Below are 18,111 nucleotides of genomic sequence, written 5' to 3' on the forward strand. Positions count from 1 at the left end.
ACCTCCTTGGCATCGTCCTTGGCATGTCGGTCACCCACGCATCTCGAGGACTTCGGTCACCGGACGCCGGGCGGTGGGTTTCGCGTGTGGGTCCTTGGCCGGTGACCGGCCGACCCGGATCAGCAGCTGCGGCTGGCCGGAGCCGCCGGTGATCTGCCTGATGATGTCGCGGCTCTGCGACATCTCCGTCATGTGGGTCAGCGTGCAGGTGGCCATGCCTGCCAACGTGCATTCGAGCAGCACCGCCGACAGCGCCTCACCGCAGCGCAGCACTTCGGCCGGCGCATCGTCGTGAGGGGTGGACAGGACTACGATCTTGGAGTGGTCCACCTCGATCGCGGCGCGACGGCTGCCCCCGCCCGCCGGCGGGAACGCGCGGGCGATGTCGACGCGCGCGGCCTCGGAGCTGGACAGCAGGGCGCTTTCGGGCACATGGTCGGCGTTCGCCTCGAAGGGTGATGTCCACCAACGCAATTCGGTGAGGTAGGACGTATCGCTTCGGCGCAACTGCTCGGTGAGCCGCGACGCCTCGGCCAGCCTCGGCCGCTCGTCGTCGTCGACCACGTCCAGCGACACGTCGTACGGAGTCACCGCGCGGCTCAGGGCCGAATACAGCGTGGGCCACGCGGTCGGTGCGCCCAGGGGCAGCCGGTCGGTGCGGCGGCGAAGGATCGCGTCGGCCCGCAGCCGGCACTGCGCCGTCACGTTCTCGACGGGCAGAAAGCCCACACTCGCGAGGTGATCCGGTCTGCCCTCGGTGGGAAAACGTTCGGTGACGCTTTCCCAGCCCGCGGCGGCCATGGCGACCCGCAGGTGGTCGAGGACGGCGCCGCAGCTCAGGATCAGCTCCCGGCCGGTGTGGTCGGTGGCGTGCATCGCGTGGCGCGGGTCAGCCCACAGATGCAGCCTCGTGCCGTCGGCCACCCACCGCCAGGGCTGGCTGTTGTGCAGCGAAGGCGCACGGCACGCGAGCGTCACCGCGTCCCGGATGACCTGCTCGGTCGGCACTTTCGCGTCCATCTCCACCATTTCGTCGACTTCGGTGAGGCAAACTGTATGCCCGTGCGGCGGGTGCGGGCAGGGCCGTTGGTCCCCGACGGCCGGGACGTTGGAACCTCCTGAGGGCCGTCACGTCGCGCGTACCCAGAGCTCGTGCGCCTCGCGAACGACCACGTCCGGGCGCCGCGAGGTGTCGATCCGGTGCGCGCCGTCCCAGTCGGCGTGCCCGGCAGCCAGGGCGGCGGCGATCTCCGGGGTCACCTCCGAATTGCCCGCGGGCCTGGTCTTGATCCGGTCGGCCGCCACGTCGGCCGTCGCCGAGCACACGAATTCGACCAGCGCCGAGTGGGTCTCGGTGGCCAGCCGGTGAGCCGCCTCGCGCGTCCGCGGATCGCGCCAGGTGCCGTCGAGGATCACCGAGTGCCCCTCGCCCAGCAATTGCCGCGCGCGGCTCAGGGCGGTCTCGTAGACCACCGCGACCTGGTCAGGGCTGTAGAGCCCGGCGTTCAGCACGCCGGGCTCACCGGCGATGGCGCCCGAGTCCCGAAGCTCCCGGCGTACGTCGTCGGTGGAAATAAGCCGTGCACCAAACGATTCGGCCAGACCGCGGGCCACGGTGGACTTCCCGGTGCCCGGGTTGCCGCCGACAAGCACAAGGCGAACGGTGCCGCTCTGCAGGTGCCGCGTGGCGATGGCCAGGTGGCGGGCGGCGTCGTCGGACGCCCCCGGGCTGCCCTGCGAAACGCGGACGCAGTCCACCTTCGCCCGCACCGCGGCCCGGTAGGCGATGTAGAAGTCGGACAGCGCCGGTGGCGCCGCCCGACCCGCGTGCTCGGCGTAGCGCTGCAGGAAGTAGTCACCGAAGTCCTTGTGGCCCAGAAACTCCAGGTCCATCGCGAGGAAGGCGGCGTCGTCGATGCAGTCGACGTGGCGCAGCCGGTCGTCGAACTCCAGGCAGTCCAGCAGCGCCGGGGTGCCCCCGACCCAGAAGATGTCGTCGGCGAGCAGGTCACCGTGCCCGTCGACGATGCACCCCTCGCGGATGCGCCGCGCGAACAGCGACGCGCGCCCGGCGACGAACTGGGCCACCAGGCGCTGCAGATGGGCTACCTCACTTTCGGCTACGCCCGGGATCGGTTGCTTTGCATACCGTTCCAATTCGGACAGGTTCTCCTGCCAGCGCCCCTCGATCGCGGCCGCCCGGCCCTGGGCGTCGATCCGCTCGCCGCGCTCGGCGCGGTCGTGGAACCGGGCCAACACGGCCGCGATCGCGTCCAGCACGCGGTGCACGGACTCTGAAGTGTCGTGGGCCACCAGGTGCGCGAGGCGGTCCTCGTCGCGGTAGCGCCGCATGACCACGACCGGCTCGGCCGGCCCGCCGAGCGGGTCGGTGAGGTGGGCGACGCCGAGGTAGCTTTCGGGCGAGAGCCGGCTGTTGAGTTCGACCTCCCGGCGGCAGGCGTGCTCGCGCTGCTGCGGCGCGCGGAAGTCGAGAAAGTCGGTCAGCACCGGCTTCTTGGCTTTGTATGCGCGGTCGCCGGCGAGAATCACGACGCCCGTGTGGGTTTCGTGCAGCTCGAGATACGGCACGGCGGCGCGGCGGCTCTACGAGGGTCGCGCCACGATGACGGGCATGCGCACCGAGTGCACGACGGCGTTGCTCACCGACCCAAGCAGCATGCCGGACAGCCCGCCGCGGCCGTGGCTGCCCACGACCACGAGTTGCGCGGACTCCGATTGTTCGATGAGCTGGCGGGCCGGCCGGTCGGCGACGACGATGCGTTGCACGGTGACGTCGGGATAGCGTTCCTGCCAGCCGGCCAATTGCTCGGCCAGGCTCCGCTCGGCCTCCGACCTCACCGCCGACCAATCCACCCCGGGCAGTTCGAAGACGTCCACGTCGCTCCAGGCGTGCACGGCGGTCAGCTGCACACCGCGACGCGACGCTTCGTCGAACGCCACGCCCACCGCGGCCTCCGAGGCGGGTGAGCCGTCGATGCCCACCAGCACCGGGGCCTGCTGGGGATGCTCCATGAGCGGATCCTCGTCGCGGATCACTGCGACCGGGCAGCGCGCGCCGCGCACCACGGCGCTGCTCACCGAACCCAGCAACAGCCTGCCCAGCGCCCCGCGCCCGTTGCTGCCCACGACCACCATCTCGGCCTCTTTGGACATCTCGACCAGGGTGGGCACCGGGGGTGCACACCTGAGCTCGCTGCGGACGTCGACCTTGCGGTCGGTGGTGACGGCCTCCTCGGCGATCTTGACGGCCTGCTCGAGCACCTCGCGGCCCTGCTCCTCCTGCCACACCGCCACACCGGTCGACAAAGGCAGGGCGGGATACATCGGCACGGTGGCGTTGACCATGTGGACCACGGTCAGCGGGACGTGCCGCAGGGCCGCGTCCCGGGCCGCCCAGCAGACGGCGGCGTTGGAGGCCGGCGATCCGTCGATCCCGACGACGATGCCGTGGCGGTTTGCAAGTGCAGACATGATGTTCTCCCTCTCCTCGCCCAAAACGCTATGGCGCGAACCACCGTCGATCATGAGGCTTTAGTCACCAACCGCATGGCCATGAGGCCTCGCCTGCGCCGACGGCCCTTGATCGGCGCCCGCGCTGTGGCATCGTCACAGGCGTGTCCGAATCGCCAGTCACCGTCGACAAGCGCTACCACGACGCGGTGATCCTCGGGCTCGACTGCGTGATCGCCCAGGCGGCACCGGGCGTGGTCGAGGCCCGCGATTCCACCGCTGCATTCCTGCAGCGGTCGCGCGACGCCGGCGTGGCCACCGCCGTCTATTCGTCCAGCCGAGACTGCGCCGCCCTGTTGCGCGCCGCGGGAATCGAGGAACTCGTCGGCGTCGCCGTCGGCGCGGCCGACACGGCCGAGCAGGTCGACGCGGCGCTGATCATGACGTCGACACGACTGGGCGTGCGCCCGGTGCGCTGCGTCCTCATCGACTGCGACGAGGCGGGGGTGGCGGCCGGCCGGGACGCCGGCTTCGGCCTCGTCATCGGCCTCGAGCGCAACGGCGGGGGCGACGGGTTGCTGTCCCGCGGGGCGGACGCCGTCGCCGCCGACCTTGCGGAGATCTCGGTGCGGCGCGGGGGCGCCCCGTTGTCGAGCATCGCCGACGCGATGGGGGTCTACAGCCAGCTCAAAGAGCTGGTGGCGAGCCGGCGGCCGGCGGTGTTCCTGCACTTCGACGGCACACTGTCCGAGATCGCCGCCCGGCCCGAATCCGCCACCCTCGTCGAGGGCGCCCGCGAAGCGCTGCGCGCGCTGGCAGCGCAATGCCCCGTCGCGGTGATCAGCGGCCGCGACCTGGGCGATCTGCGCGAACGCGTGCAGGTCGACGGGATCTGGTACGCGGCCGGTCACGGCTTCGAACTCGTCGCACCCGATGGGACCCACCAGGAGAACGCCGGCGCCGATGCGGTGGACGCCCTGACGCGGGTGGCCGACCGGCTTGCGGAGCTGCTCACCGACGTCTCCGGAATCCACTTGGAGCGCAAGCGGTTCGCGGTCGCGCTCCACTATCGCAACGTCGACCCGACCGAAGTCGACCGCGTGATCGCGACGGCGCGCAAACTCGGGCGGTCGCACGGCCTGCGGATCACGATGGGCCGCAAGGTCATCGAGCTTCGCCCCAGCCTCGACTGGGACAAGGGCAGAACGCTGCGCTGGATCCTCGAACAGATCGAGGGTGCCGGCTCGGGCACCATGTTGCCGATCTACATCGGCGACGACATCACCGACGAAGACGCTTTCGACGCGGTGCAGTTCGACGGGGTGGGAATTGCATTGCGGCACAACGAGGACGGGGACCGCACCTCCGCCGCGTTGTTCAGCCTCGCCGACCCGCCCGCGGTGTCCGACTTCGTCCGGCGGCTGGCCGACGACCTGCGCGACGCGGCGGCCGCGCCCCACGATCCGTGGGAACTGGTCTACGAGGGCTATAACCCCGCATACGAGCGGCTGCGCGAAACGCTGTGCACCGTCGGCAACGGCTACGTCGCCACCCGGGGCTGCGCTCCGGAGGCCACGGCAGCGCAGGCGCACTACCCGGGCACCTACGCCGCGGGCGTCTACAACACGCTGTCCGACCGGATCGCCGGCCGAATCGTCGAGAACGAGAGCCTGGTCAACCTGCCCAACTGGTTGTCGCTGACATTCCGGATCAACGGCGGTCCGTGGTTTCACATCGACGACGTCCACCTGTTGTTCTACCGCCAGACATTCGACCTGCGGCATGCGACGCTGACCCGCACGCTGCGATTCTCCGACGGGGCGGGGCAGATCACGAGGATGACCCAAGAACGGTTCGCATCGATGGACCAGCCGCACCTGGTCGCCATGCGGACCACGATCGTTGCGGAGAACTGGTCGGGCACCCTGGAATTCCGGTCGCTGCTGGACGGCAGCGTGCGCAACACCATGGTGGAGCGCTATCGCTCGCTGTCGAGCACCCACCTCTCGTTGCCGGTGATCGACGAATCCGCGGACGGCGCGGTGGTGCTGCGCACCGAAACCACGCAGTCGCGCATCGCCATCGCGGTGGCCGCGCGCAGCACCGTGTGGTGCGGCGATGCCCGGGCCGTCGCGCAGTACCAGAGCGTGCGGGAAGGCGGCCGCGGCGGTCATGACATCGCGGTGGAGCTGGCCGCGGGGCAATCGGTCACCTGCGAAAAGATCGCGACGATCTTCACAGGCCGGGACAGCGCGATCGCCGAACCGGCCAGCACCGCCCAGCTGCACCTCGACGCCGCGGGCCGGTACGCCGAGCTGCATTGCCAGCACGCCCGGGCCTGGGACCTGCTGTGGGAGCAGTGCAGCATCGGCCTGACCGACGGCCTCGACGCGCTGCGCATCCTGCGGCTGCACCTGGTGCACCTGCTGCAGACGCTCTCGCCGCACACCGCCGAACTCGACGCCGGGGTCCCCGCGCGCGGGCTGCACGGCGAGGCCTACCGCGGACACGTCTTCTGGGACTCGCTTTTCGTCTCCCCGGTACTGAGCGTGCGCATGCCCAATGTCGCGCGCTCACTGCTGCTCTACCGCTACCGTCGGCTGCCCGAGGCCCGCCGGGTGGCGCGGCGAGCCGGCTACCTGGGCGCGATGTATCCGTGGCAATCGGGCAGCGACGGGCGCGAGGTGAGCCAGGAACTGCACCTCAATCCGCAGTCCGGCCGGTGGAATCCGGATGCCAGCGCGCGTGCCCACCACGTGGGCCTGGCCATCGCCTACAACACCTGGCAGCACTACCAGGTGACCGGGGACCGGCAGCTCCTCGTCGACTACGGCGCGGAGATGCTGGTCGAGATCGCGCGGTTCTGGGTGGGGCTCGCCGGCTTCGACGAAGCTCGCGGCCGGTACACGATCAACGGCATCATCGGCCCCGACGAGTTCCACTCGGGCTACCCGGGCAAGGAATACGACGGGATCGACAACAACGCGTACACCAATGTCATGGCGGTCTGGACGATCCTGCGGGCGATGGATGCCCTGGACCTGCTTCCGCTGCGGGACCGCCTCGACCTGGTCGGCAAGATCGACCTCACCAGCGACGAGCTGAGCCGGTGGGAGCACGTGACCCGGCGCATGTTCGTCCCCTTCCATGACAACGTGATCAGCCAGTTCGAAGGCTATTCCCAACTGGCCGAGCTGGATTGGGAGCGATACCGGCAGCGCTACGGCAACATCCAGCGGCTCGACCGGATCCTGGAGGCCGAGAACGACAGCGTGAACAACTACAAAGCGTCCAAGCAGGCCGACGTGCTGATGCTGTTCTACCTGCTGTCGTCGGACGAGTTGTTGGCCCTGTTCGGCCGGCTCGGTTACCGCTTTGCGCCCGAGCGCATCCCGGAGACCGTGGACTACTACCTCGCCCGCACCTCGGACGGATCGACGCTCAGCGCGCTCGTCCATTCGTGGGTGCTCACCCGCGCCAACCGGCACCACGCCATGAAGTACTTCGTGCAGGTGCTCGCCTCCGACATCGTCGACATCCAGGGCGGCACCACGTCGGAGGGGATACACCTGGCCGCGATGGCCGGCAGCATCGACCTGCTGCAACGCTGCTTCACCGGGCTGGAAACCCGCGACGACCGGCTGATCCTGAGCCCACAGTGGCCGAAGGCGCTGGACCCCATCGGGTTCCCCTTCGTCTATCGCGGCCAGCGACTGCACCTGCGGGTCAGCGGGCGGGAGGCCGATCTCACCTCCGAAGCGGGCAACACCGCGACGATCGCGGTGGAATGCCGAGGCCGGGTGCAACACCTGGCGCCCGGGCACACCGTCGGAGTCGCCTGACGCCTGGTGACAAATTCCCGGCAAGGGGGGTCGAAGGGCCCTGCTGGACCACGCCCCCTGCCCATAACGTGGGCAGTGACGGGCCTTAACGCCCCGGCAGCCAGTCACACAGGAGGACTCGATGAGCAATCCGCAGTCGTTGCAGCGGATCGTGGTGGGTATCGACGGCTCGGACGCCGCGATCAACGCGGCCAGATGGGCCGTCGCCGAGGCCGTCAGCCGCAACATCCCACTGCGGCTGATCCACGCCATCCCCGAGCGTCGCGCGGGCGCGGCCGGCGACGACAGCCTGGACCTCCAGTACGCCCAGACGTCGTTGCGCGCCGCCGACGCGGCGCTTCAGGCCATGGGTCAGCCGGTCAAGATCGAGTGCGACGTCGTGCGGGGCTCCTCGGAAAGTGCTTTGATCGACGAATCCCGCTGCGCCGCAATGGTTTGCGTGGGATCGGTGGGGACCGGCTGGGTGGCCCGCAAGGTCCTCGGCTCGACCGCGGCCACGGTGGCGCAGAAGGCGCTCTGCCCGGTGGCCGTCATTCGCAGCAGCCCCGACGTCACCCTGCCGGACGGCGGGTATGTCGCCGTGGCCGTCGAGGAGTCGGCCGCCAACGACGCGGTGCTCGAGCACGGCTTCCGCGAGGCGCGCCTACGGGAAGCCCCCATCCTGGCGATGGGAGTCTGGCGCTGGGGCCTGGGCGAGATCCCCTACCACCAGCTCGACCACCGGCTCCGCCCCTGGGTGTCGCAACACCCCGAGGTACACGTCCAACCCGCCGCGGCGCGGCGCGGGGCCGCCGAATTCCTCACGCACACCTCCGAACCCGTCCAGCTGGCGGTGGTGGGCAGCGAGGACGCCGACAAGGTCGCCCGCATGGTCGGCCCGATCACCACGCACCCGAACGGCCACCCCGGGTGTTCGGTGCTCGTCGTACGCGAGTGAGCGGGTGGGCTATCCGGCCGCCCAGGCCTTGGCGCGGTCGAGCTCACCGAGCCCGAAGACGGCGATCTCGCCCGGCACCATCCACGCCAGAGCGTGCAGGACGGGCGCGACCCACTCCTTGTCGGAGACCACCGCGATCCGCTTGAACGCCGAATGGTGCGGCAGGACGGTGCCGAAGCCGAGCTTGAGATCCTCGAGGAATCCACCGGGCCCGAATCCCTCGTAATCGGATTCGATCACCTCGACGATCCTCACCTCGCCGGCCTGTAGCACCCGGTCGATTTCGGGCTTGACGCCGCGCAGCTCGTCACCGCGCAGCCGGCCCGACACGCGAATGCCGATCACCTTCTCCGGCATGCCTTCGAGCAGTTCGATCATGACCAGCCTCCTGCAACTCCAGCGATTCTCTTCGTCAACGGACGACCAGCACGGGGACGCGGGCCGACTGCGCCACCGCGGAACTCACCGAGCCGAGCAACATCCCGGGGAATCCGCCCCGGCCGCGGCTGCCGACCACCACCAGTTGAGCGTGTTCGGATTCCTTCAGCAGCCACTCGGACGGCTTGTCGCAGAACAATTTCCGCTCGACATGCACGTCGGGATAGCGTTCCTGCCAACCGGCCAGGCGCTCGGCGAGGATCTCCTGCCCCTCCTTCTCGCGGTCATGCCAGTCCATTCCCAGGATGGGAAACACCCCCACATCGCTCCACACGTGCAGCGCCACCAGCCCCACTTTCCGGTGCGACGCTTCGTCGAAGGCGATCGCGGTCGCGGCTTCCGAGGCCGGTGATCCGTCGACGCCCAGCAGCACGGGCGCGCCGGAGTCGGGTTCCCCGCCCTCGCCGGAGTGGATGACCGCCACCGGACAGTGCGCGTAGTGGACGAGCCCCGTCGTCACCGAGCCGAGCAGCAGGCGCCCGAGGGCACCGAGCCCCTGGCTTCCGGCGACGAGCATCCAGGCGTCCCCGGAGGCCTCGATCAGTGCCGGGACGATCGCCGAATACACGGTCCGGGTGCGTATCTCGGGCGGTTCGGCGCCCCCCAGGCTGGCGGCGAGCGCCGCGCGGGCCTGGTCGATGACGTGCTGGGCGCTGTCCTGCTGCCACTCGGGCATGTCCGCGTACAGTTGGCCCACCGGCCACCCGACCACGACCGGCGGGACGGCGTGCATCAGCGTGATGGGCATGCCACGCATGACCGCCTCGCGGGTCCCCCAGGCGACGGCGGCGTCGGACGCCGCCGACCCGTCGACACACACCAGCACCCCGTGCTTCTTCCCGCTTTCCGCCATCTTCTGCTCCTTTATGCCGGCGCCTCGTCGAATTCCGGTAGCTCGATCTCGAGGTGACGAATCGATCCGTAATCAATCGGCCGGCAGGGCCAGCCGAGATCGAAGAAAACCGTGAGCATGAGGTGATTCTCGCCGAGGACGTCCGCGACGAACCGCGCGATCCCGTGAGCTCGGGCGATGGGAGCCAGATGCTTGAGCAGGGCGGTGCCCACGCCCATCGAATGGTCCTCGTGCGCCACCACGATCGCGACCTCGGCGACCTTCGGGTCCTCGAGGACGACGCAGTGGGCCACGCCGATCAGCCGCCCGGCGTCGAAGGCCCCCAGGGCGTACAACCCGTCCGCGGGCTCGGTGAGCATGGCGACCAGGTCGTGCAGCGGCGACAGCTGCAGCGTGAAGAAGCGGAAGTAGCGGTCGTGGTCGGAGAGGTGTTCGTGCAGCGCCAGGACGGCGTCGGCGTCGGTGGCCGCGAGGGGCCGCAACGTCACCAGCCGCCCGTCGAGCAGCCGGGCCGTAACCGCGACGTCCACCACCGGCCGATCAGTCACCCGCCCGAGGTTAATCGTCAGGCGACGCGGTTGGGCAGGGTCGTTAGACCCCCCGGCCCCTCCCATTGGTCCCGGCGCGAAACGATCGCTACCGGTCGATGATGGGCGCCACCCAGTGGACCCGGGTACCGCCCTCCGGCGGCTGGGTGATCTCGCACGCACCGCCCAGTTGTTCGGCGCGGCGCTTCATGTTGGCCAGACCGCTGTGGCGCGTGTTGCCGGCGGGTATGCCGGAGCCGTTGTCGATGATGTCGAGGACGAACATGTCGGCGACGCTGATCTCGACGGTCAGCCGCGACGCACCGGAGTGGCGCAGGGCGTTGCTGACGGCCTCCGTGGTCACCGCCTCGGCGTGGTCGGCCAGCTCGCCGCCGACGGCGGTCATCGGTCCGTGCATGCGCAGGGTGGTCACGATGTCGCGGTTCTCGGTCAGGTCGGCGACCACCTGCTGGATGCGGTGCCGGAAGTCGTTCTTCCCCGGCGGGGATTTCAGCTGGAAGATCGTCGTGCGGATCTCCTCGATGATGGTTTGGAGGTCGTCGAGCGTGCGGTTGAGCCGGTCGGACACCTCCGGGTTGCGCGCCCGGGCCAGCGTTCCCTGCAAATCCATGCCGGCGGCGAAAAGCCGCTGGATCACGTGGTCATGCAGGTCGTGCGCGATGCGTTCGCGCTCGGCCAGGATAGTCACCTGGCGCGCGTCGTCACGAGCCGATGCGAGCACCAGGGCAATCGCGGCGTGGGTGGCGAAATCGCTGACCAGGTCCAGGTAGCTCTCGTCGAAGGGTGGCTCGTGGCTGCCGCGGGCGATGGCGATCACGCCGACGACCTCGTCGTGGGCGCGCAGCGGCATGAGGATCGCCGGGCGCTGCCCGACGTCGGTGAAGGCCTGAATCGGGTACCGCAAGCTCTCGGTGATCAGCGGTTCACCGGAACGGAAGACGGCGCCGCTGGTGGAACCGTCCACCGGGACCCGCTGGCCGACCACCTCGGCGGCGTGCAGCCCCACCCCCGCCGAAACCACCAGCGTGTCGACCTCGTCCTCGGGCAAGTCGGGATCGGCGGGCACCAGGACGATCGCCTGTTCGGCATCGGTCAGGGCCCGGGCGCGTTCGGCGATCAACTGCAGGGGGCGGCGGTGCGGCTCGGCGTTCGACAGCAGCGCGGTGGTGATTTCGCGGCTGGCCTCCATCCACTTGGCGGTCGTGCGCTCCCGTTCGAACACCTGCGCGTTGTCGATCGCGATCGCGGCGGCGAACGCCAGGGCCCGGCCGGCCACCTCGTCGGAGTCGGAGAACACCCGGCCGGGTTCGACGTGGGTGAGATAGAGGTTGCCGAACACGTTGTCGCGGATGGTGATCGGCACCGCGAGGAAGGCGCGCATCGGGGGGTGGTGTTCGGGGAAGCCGACGGCGGCCGGGTGGGTGGTCAGGTCGTCCATCCGCAATGCCGGCGTGTCCAGCAGCGACAGGCTCAGCAGGCCCTTGCCCACCGGCAGGTGCCCGATGCGGGACGCCGTGTCGGCGTCGATGCCCTCGTGGACGAAGGAGAGCAGGTTGCCCTCGGGGTCACGGACGGCCAGGGCGCCGTAGGGGGCGGACGTCAGCGTTCTGGCCGCCGAGATGATCCGGTGCAGGGTGGCGTCGAGGTCGAGTCCCGCGCCGATCTCGACAATGACCCGCAGCAGCTGCTCCATTTGATCGCGGGCCGCCAGCAACTCGTCGAGTTGCTCGTGCATCCTGCTCACCAGCCCCCGCTGGCCCAGTCCGGCGAACGCCGAGCCGCTATCGTGGGTCGTCACCCGACAAACCTCCCGATACTTCTGACCCGACGTTGACAGATGGCATAGAACAGCCTAATCGCTACCTGTCAAGTACCCAAGCGAACAGTTGTCGGCGGGGCGTTTGCGGCCGATCGTCACTCGGGCGGCGCCGCCGGCGGCTGAGACTGGCCGGACTGTTGGTCCAGCTTGGACGCGAATACCGCCGCCTGGGTACGACGCTCCATACCCAGCTTGGCCAGCAGCCGCGACACGTAGTTCTTCACCGTCTTCTCGGCGAGGAACATCCGGGCCGCGATCTGCCTGTTGGTCAGCCCCTCGCTGAGCAGCCCCAGCAGCGTTCGCTCCTGTTCGGTGAGCCCCGACAGCGGATCTTCGCGTTCGGCCGCGCCGCGGAGCTTCGCCATCAGCGCCGCCGCCGCCCGGTTGTCCAGCAGGGATTTTCCGGCGCCGACCTCCTTGATGGCGTGGGCCAGCTCCATCCCCTTGATGTCCTTGACGACGTAGCCGCTGGCCCCGGCCAGGATGGCCTCGAGCATCGCCTCGTCGGAGGTGAACGACGTCAGCATCAGGCAGCGCAGGTCGGGATGATCAGACACCAGGTCACGGCACAGCTCGATGCCGTTGCCGTCCGGAAGCCGCACGTCGAGCACGGCGACGTCGGGTTGCAGCGCCGGTATCCGCGCCTTGGCTTCCGAGACGGAGCCCGCCTCGCCGACGATTTCCAACTCAGGGTCCGAGGCCAGTAGGTCGGCGAGGCCGCGCCGGACGACTTCATGGTCATCGACCAGGAAAACCTTAACCATTACGAGCCCTTTCGCCGGTCATACGACGTGGATATCACATCTCCATCATCGTCCAGGCTCACAAGTGTTGCCGATTTACCACCAACAGCGAACAGTTGGCGTCCTGCATCACCGAGCTGCCGACCGGTCCGACGAGCTCGGCCACATGCGCACGATTGTGGGCGCCGACGATCACCAAGCCGACCGGCCCGCGGGGGCCGGCCAGGTATTCCAGCAGGCCGACGTGCACGGCGACCGACTCGACGCGCAGCTGCGGATGGCGCCGCTTCCACCGGGCCAGCCGGCGATCCAGGTCCGCGAGCGCCCGGCGATCGGCCTCGCCGGCCCCCACACCGCGCTCCGCCGGGCCGATCCGTCGCGAGATGAGCGCCTCGAGGGTGGCGCCACGCAGCAGGGCCTCGTCGATGGCGGCATCGAGCAGGTGCGGGTCCACGGACGCGTCGATCTCGACGACGGCCTTGTCCCCGGGTTGCGGGCGGTGACCGTCCCGGCCGCGGACGATCCCCACCGGGCAGCGCGACGATATGGCCAGGGCCGCGGCGGTCGAGCCGGCCCGGCCCGGTTGGAAGTGGCGCAGTCCCACGGCTCCCACGCACACCATGGCCGCCGACGCCGACGCGCGAATCAGCGACCCGACCGCGGGTCCGGCGACGACTTCCGTCTCGATCTGCACCGGCTTGCCCGTCGCCCGGATCGCCGTCACCGCCTGCCGAACCGCCAGTTCCGCGTGTTCGGGGCCGCCTTCGGGCTCGGTCGCGTGCAGGAGGCGCAGCGGAACGCCACGGCTGATTGCCTCGTCAACCCCCCACAGGGCCGCACGGACCGCCGCCTTGGAGCCATCGATACCGGCGACGATCGACTGGGTCCTGGCTGACTCGGTCATCGGTCTTCTAGTGGCGGACCACGAGCACCGAGCAGTCGGGGTAGCCGACGATCGGATGGCAGTTCGGGGTCGCCAGCCCCACGATCTCGTCGGCATCGACGCTGCCCACCACCGCCAATTCGATGGCACCACCGGGCTTTTCGCCGTGCTTGGTGCCGGTTCCGGCGGCGACGGTCTGGACGTGGACATCGGGGTAACGGCGGACCCAGCTGTTCAGGCGGCGGTCGATCTGGCGCACAGTGGCGTGCCTGCGCCGCCCTTCCTCCATGGCCTGGTGCACGACCTCGTCGTTGTCGGGGTCATCATTGAGCACCACGGCGATCACACCGAGCTCCGTCGGCGATCCGTCGGGATTGGTGCGGATGACGGCCACCGGGCAGTGCGCGTGTGCCACCAGGCCGGCCGCGGTGGGGCCCAGCAGCCCGTCGGAGGCCCAACCCCGCCTGGCGGTGCCGACGCAAACCAGCGCCGCGTCCTGCGACTGGTCCGCCAGCACCTGCGCCGGGTCTCCCGAGAGGATCGCCGTCTCCACCTCGACCGGCCTCGACGCCCGCTGCAGGGCCCACTCCGCCTGGGACAGAGCCGTTTCCGCTCGCTCGAGCTCCCACTCGGAGACGGGCACCACCACGCCCGTCGCCTCCCGGCCGGCGATGACATAAACAAGGCGCAAGGGCAGCTGCCGACTCACCGCCTCGTCGACCGCCCACCGGGCGGCGTTCACCGCGGCTTGCGAGCCGTTGATGCCCACGACCACTGACTTGGCGTCCAGCTCCGTCATGTCGGCTCCTGAGAGGATTTCCATCGCTGCCCGCCAGGATATTGCGCCCGTCGCCGTTGCGGAGGGGCCGTTAGGCCTCAGCCCGGATGCCGTTCGTCCCAACGTCACTGACGTCGTAGCCTTCTCCGACGAGGTCGAAAAGCCGCTCCACGTCCGCGCGTTCGCAGACCGCCGTCCCGGGCGTCATCAGCATCGCCGTGCCCGCGGCGATGCCGAACCGCACGGACTTCGCCAGCGGCCATCCGCGGCTGAGCGCCACCGTGATTGCGGCGACCATCGCGTCGCCCGCACCGACGCCGCTCCCGCTCGGCATGGGTATGGCCGAAAACCGCTGGCTGGTATGGCCTGTGGCCAGTAGCGCACCGTACGAACCCAGGGAGACCACCACCACCTGCGCCACGCCGCGGTCGATCAGCTCATGGGCGGCGGCGAACTGCTCGGGCTCGGTGGCGAGCCGGCGCCCGACGCATTCCCTCAGTTCCCGCACGCTCGCCTTGAGGAGGTACACCCCCGACGAGATGTGCTGCAGTCCCCCGCCGGAGGTGTCCAAGATCAGCGGCACGCCCAGCTGGCGGCAGATATCGGCGACGCCCTGGTAGAAGTCGGCCGGCACACCCGGCGGCAGGCTGCCGCTTGCGACGACGAATCCGGCCGATTCGGCCGCGATCCGCAGCAGGTCGAGGCAGCGCTCCTGTTCCGCACCGGTCAACTGCGGGCCCGGCAGGACGAACCGGTATTGCTGGCCGGTGCTGGTCTCGTTGACGGTGAAGCTCTCCCGCGTCTGCGCGTCGATCGGAATCCGCCGGAACGGCACCCCCGCGTCGCCGAGCAGGGTCGTCAGGAGACCACCGTGCGAGCCGCCCGCGGGAAACAGCGCCAGCACCGAGGCGCCCAGGACCCGCGCGACCCGCGCGACGTTGATGCCGCCGCCGCCCGGGTCGTAGCGCGTCGCCGAACAGCGCAATTTGTCGGTCGGCCGCACGACGCCGACGCTGGTCGTGATGTCGAGCGCCGGATTCATGGTCAGCGTCACGATCTGCGTGCGGCGCGTGTCCCCCTCGGCTGGCATCTCCATTGCTGTCGGCGCCCCCTAGAGACCGCTCGGGTACGTTTCCGGCGTTTCACCGGCGACCCACACGCTGGTGACCTCCAGCGGTTCCAGCGCCCGGGTCCTGTCGATGTGGATCATCGCGTCGAACTGGTCGGCCGGCCGGACGTGGAAGTAGTGACTCTGCCGCTCGGTCTCGGGCCGGTAGATCACGCCGATGGCCCGCCCCAACCGGACCGCACTGAGCGGCTCGGCGGCCCCCGAGCCGATGTGCGGCGACACCAGGAACTCGCCGCGGCCCGTCTCGTGCAGGAGTTCTTCGATGCTGCCGTTGAGCGCCGGACGGACGACCTTTCGTTCGGCGATGCCACCCCAGTCGCTGGCGGCGGTGACCGTGCCCGAGTACGTGCTGAAGCCGATCAGGCGCGAGTCGTCGCCGTGCCGCTGCCGGACCAACTGCCCCAGGGTGAGTTGACCGTCCGACCACACCTCGGTGGCGCGCGCGTCGCCGACGTGGGAATTGTGTGCCCACACGACAATGCGCGCCGACGGGACATCCCGGTGGCGGTCCAGGTGCTTGAGCAGCGCCTCGAGCGTCTGCGCCATGTGCTTGTCCCGCAGGTTCCACGAGGTGACCCGCCCGCTGAACATCGCCCGGTAGTACACCTCCGCGTTGTGCACCGTCTGGGCGTTCTGGTGGGCGTAGAACAGTTCGTCCTCGGCGAGCAGCCCGTCGCGGCGCGCGTAGGCCAACGCGTTGCGCTGCATGTCGACCAGCTGATCGATCGCTTCCTTCTCGCACGACGGTCCGGCGCCGAACGCCGCCGAGAACCCGTACGCCTGGCCGTCGTCCGCCGACGTGTGGTCGAAGCACGCGTAGCGCTCCCGCGCCCGCGCCGCCGCCCGAGGGTCGATCTTGTCCAGGTAGCCGATCACTTCGTGCATCGACCGGTGCAGGCTGTAGAGATCCAGGCCGTAGAAGCCGGCCTGGCGCTGACCGTTGTTCTCGTGCAACCGGTTTCGGGTGCGCAACCACTCGACGAAGTCACGGACGACGGTGTTGCGCCACATCCAGGCGGGAAACCGCTCGAATCCGCTCAGCGCCCCGTCCGCGCTGGTGTCGTCGCCGATGCCGCGGACGTAGCGATTCACCCGATACGCGTCGGGCCAGTCGGCCTCCGCCGCGACGGCACAGAACCCCTTCTCCTCGATCAGCCACTTCGTGATCTGGGCGCGGGCCTCATAGAACTCGTGTGTGCCGTGCGAACTTTCGCCGATCAGCACGATGCGCGCATCACCGATCAGCTCCTCGAGCGTCTCGCGGGGCGGGACGCCCGCGGGCGCGTCGACGGCCGCCCGGCCGATCAGTTCGGCGGGCGTGCGCGCCGCGGCGGGCGCCGAGACCCCGACGGTCGGGGTGGCGAGCAGCCGACGCACCTCGTCGTCGCTGACCTGGCGGAAATCCCAGAACGACTCCCCCACGGCGAGGAACGGGGTGGGCATGCTCGCGCAGACGACGTCGTCGACCAGCCCGGCGAATTCCCGGCACGTCGACTCCGGCGCCGCCGGCACGGCGACGACGATGTGCGCGGGCTCGGCTTCGCGCAGCGCCTGCACGGCCGCGGACATGCTCGCGCCGGTGGCCAAGCCGTCGTCGACGAGGATGACCGTCTTGCCGGCGACATCCACGGGCGGACGGCCGTCGCGATACGCGGCCTCGCGCCGGATCAGTTCCCGGCCTTCGCGTTCGGCGACGGCGCGCAATTCCTGCGGGGTGATGCGCAAGCCCCGCACGACGTCGTCGTTGACCACGACGCGGCCCCCGCTCGCCAGTGCGCCCACGGCGAACTCCTCGTGGCCGGGAGCGCCGAGCTTGCGCACGATGAAGGCGTCCAGCGGCGCATGCAGCGCCGCCGCCACCTCCCAGGCGACGGGTATGCCGCCCCGCGCCAGCCCCAGCACGATCACGCCGGGCCGATCGCGGTAGGCGCCGAGAAGGTTCGCCAGCACCCGGCCGGCTTCGGCGCGGTCGCGGAACACACGCCGCGGCGAGCGCCGGGTGGCATCAGCTGCTCGGGTCATCACACACCTCTTCTCGACCATTGACCAGTCCATCCGACCAGCACCCGCGTAATCGGCGGTAGGGACCGAAGTCCCGGGCTTGCGGGTCGTTCGTCGGCTCAGCGTCGTCGACGCAGCTCGCCGATATAGGCCATGACGCGGTTGAGGATGAGCCCGTACGCGTCGCCGTCTTCCACCAGACGGACCAATCCGCGGTGCCGGAGAAAGCCGTCCAGACGCTGGTCCAGGCGCCAGTCGACATAGGTGTCGCCGGCATAGGGCGAGTGCAGGAACTCGTACGCGAGCTCGTCGACGGCGGAATCGGTCAACGACGGGCATCCGTCTGTGGCGAAGGACATTTGAGCTTCCTATCCGCCCCGGGCCCGGTTCCTGATGGCGGCCTGGACGGCGGTGATCCGCGACAGCGCCCGCTCGTCGGCGGCCTTCTGCTCGGCGGCCGTGACGACTATCGCGTCGGGGCCGGGGAACACGGTCGCTTCCTCCCCGGTGGCCATCCACCGGACCCGGTAGGGCGGTTCGCCGTTCGGCGCGCCCACCGAGGTGATCAGTCCCCGCAGATCCGGGCGGCCGATCGTGCCGCTCTTGATGATGAGCCAGTCCCCCGTGTCGGCGTGCATTTGTCGTCGTCTCCCTTCGGAACAAATTGGG

The 18,111-nt window shown here is 69.7% G+C and carries 16 protein-coding genes; 2 read left to right on the plus strand and 14 right to left on the minus strand.

What is annotated here, in order from left to right; all coding sequences use genetic code 11:
- Positions 1-30: 30 nt before the first annotated feature.
- From U8D42_RS15710 to U8D42_RS15720, 3 genes are all read right to left on the minus strand, one after another.
- The gene (locus U8D42_RS15710) at positions 31-1,029 is read right to left on the minus strand and encodes an Acg family FMN-binding oxidoreductase (RefSeq protein WP_322859740.1); all 999 of its coding nucleotides are present in this window, start codon (positions 1,027-1,029) and stop codon (positions 31-33) included.
- A 99-nt stretch (positions 1,030-1,128) separates the two neighbouring features.
- Positions 1,129-2,589, minus strand: coding sequence for a nucleoside monophosphate kinase (locus U8D42_RS15715; protein WP_322859739.1), 1,461 nt, complete (start codon positions 2,587-2,589; stop codon positions 1,129-1,131).
- A gap of 15 nt (positions 2,590-2,604) precedes the next feature.
- On the minus strand, positions 2,605-3,492 hold the full coding sequence (locus tag U8D42_RS15720) for a universal stress protein (RefSeq protein WP_322859738.1): 888 nt from the start codon (positions 3,490-3,492) through the stop codon (positions 2,605-2,607).
- 191 nt (positions 3,493-3,683) lie between these two features.
- On the opposite strand from U8D42_RS15720, the gene otsB reads away from it, so the two are divergent.
- Both otsB and U8D42_RS15730 read left to right on the plus strand, forming a co-directional pair.
- On the plus strand, positions 3,684-7,313 hold the full coding sequence (gene otsB / locus U8D42_RS15725; protein WP_431523879.1) for a trehalose-phosphatase: 3,630 nt from the start codon (positions 3,684-3,686) through the stop codon (positions 7,311-7,313).
- Between the two features lie 121 nt (positions 7,314-7,434).
- Positions 7,435-8,250 (plus strand): universal stress protein, encoded by an 816-nt coding sequence (locus U8D42_RS15730; RefSeq protein ID WP_322859736.1) that lies wholly within the window; start codon positions 7,435-7,437, stop codon positions 8,248-8,250.
- A 9-nt stretch (positions 8,251-8,259) separates the two neighbouring features.
- Here the strand turns inward: U8D42_RS15730 and U8D42_RS15735 are convergent, their stop codons facing one another.
- The 11 genes from U8D42_RS15735 to U8D42_RS15785 form a co-directional block, all read right to left on the minus strand.
- A complete protein-coding gene (locus U8D42_RS15735; RefSeq protein WP_322859735.1) occupies positions 8,260-8,628 on the minus strand; it encodes an STAS/SEC14 domain-containing protein in 369 nt (122 codons plus the stop codon).
- 34 nt (positions 8,629-8,662) lie between these two features.
- Positions 8,663-9,541 (minus strand): universal stress protein, encoded by an 879-nt coding sequence (locus U8D42_RS15740; protein WP_322859734.1) that lies wholly within the window; start codon positions 9,539-9,541, stop codon positions 8,663-8,665.
- An 11-nt stretch (positions 9,542-9,552) separates the two neighbouring features.
- Positions 9,553-10,089, minus strand: a complete 537-nt coding sequence (locus U8D42_RS15745) for a GNAT family N-acetyltransferase (RefSeq protein WP_322859733.1) — start codon at positions 10,087-10,089, stop codon at positions 9,553-9,555.
- 88 nt (positions 10,090-10,177) lie between these two features.
- Entirely contained in the window at positions 10,178-11,824 is a 1,647-nt protein-coding gene (locus U8D42_RS15750; RefSeq protein WP_322860149.1) for a GAF domain-containing sensor histidine kinase, read from the minus strand.
- 179 nt (positions 11,825-12,003) lie between these two features.
- Complete coding sequence (dosR, locus tag U8D42_RS15755; protein WP_322859732.1) at positions 12,004-12,672, minus strand: hypoxia response regulator transcription factor DosR/DevR; 669 nt, start codon at positions 12,670-12,672, stop codon at positions 12,004-12,006.
- A 58-nt stretch (positions 12,673-12,730) separates the two neighbouring features.
- Positions 12,731-13,555 (minus strand): universal stress protein, encoded by an 825-nt coding sequence (locus U8D42_RS15760; protein WP_322859731.1) that lies wholly within the window; start codon positions 13,553-13,555, stop codon positions 12,731-12,733.
- A gap of 7 nt (positions 13,556-13,562) precedes the next feature.
- The gene (locus tag U8D42_RS15765) at positions 13,563-14,333 is read right to left on the minus strand and encodes a universal stress protein (protein ID WP_322859730.1); all 771 of its coding nucleotides are present in this window, start codon (positions 14,331-14,333) and stop codon (positions 13,563-13,565) included.
- Between the two features lie 70 nt (positions 14,334-14,403).
- Positions 14,404-15,408: a 1-phosphofructokinase family hexose kinase gene (locus U8D42_RS15770; protein WP_322859729.1), complete on the minus strand. Its 1,005-nt coding sequence runs from the start codon at positions 15,406-15,408 to the stop codon at positions 14,404-14,406.
- Positions 15,409-15,423: 15 nt separating this feature from the next.
- On the minus strand, positions 15,424-17,484 hold the full coding sequence (locus tag U8D42_RS15775; RefSeq protein WP_322860148.1) for an erythromycin esterase family protein: 2,061 nt from the start codon (positions 17,482-17,484) through the stop codon (positions 15,424-15,426).
- A 77-nt stretch (positions 17,485-17,561) separates the two neighbouring features.
- Positions 17,562-17,801, minus strand: a complete 240-nt coding sequence (locus tag U8D42_RS15780) for a hypothetical protein (RefSeq protein ID WP_322859728.1) — start codon at positions 17,799-17,801, stop codon at positions 17,562-17,564.
- 9 nt (positions 17,802-17,810) lie between these two features.
- Positions 17,811-18,080, minus strand: coding sequence for a DUF1918 domain-containing protein (locus U8D42_RS15785; protein ID WP_322859727.1), 270 nt, complete (start codon positions 18,078-18,080; stop codon positions 17,811-17,813).
- Positions 18,081-18,111 lie beyond the last annotated feature (31 nt).

Origin of the sequence: Mycobacterium europaeum, assembly GCF_034555895.2 — a bacterium.
Lineage (GTDB): Bacteria > Actinomycetota > Actinomycetes > Mycobacteriales > Mycobacteriaceae > Mycobacterium > Mycobacterium europaeum.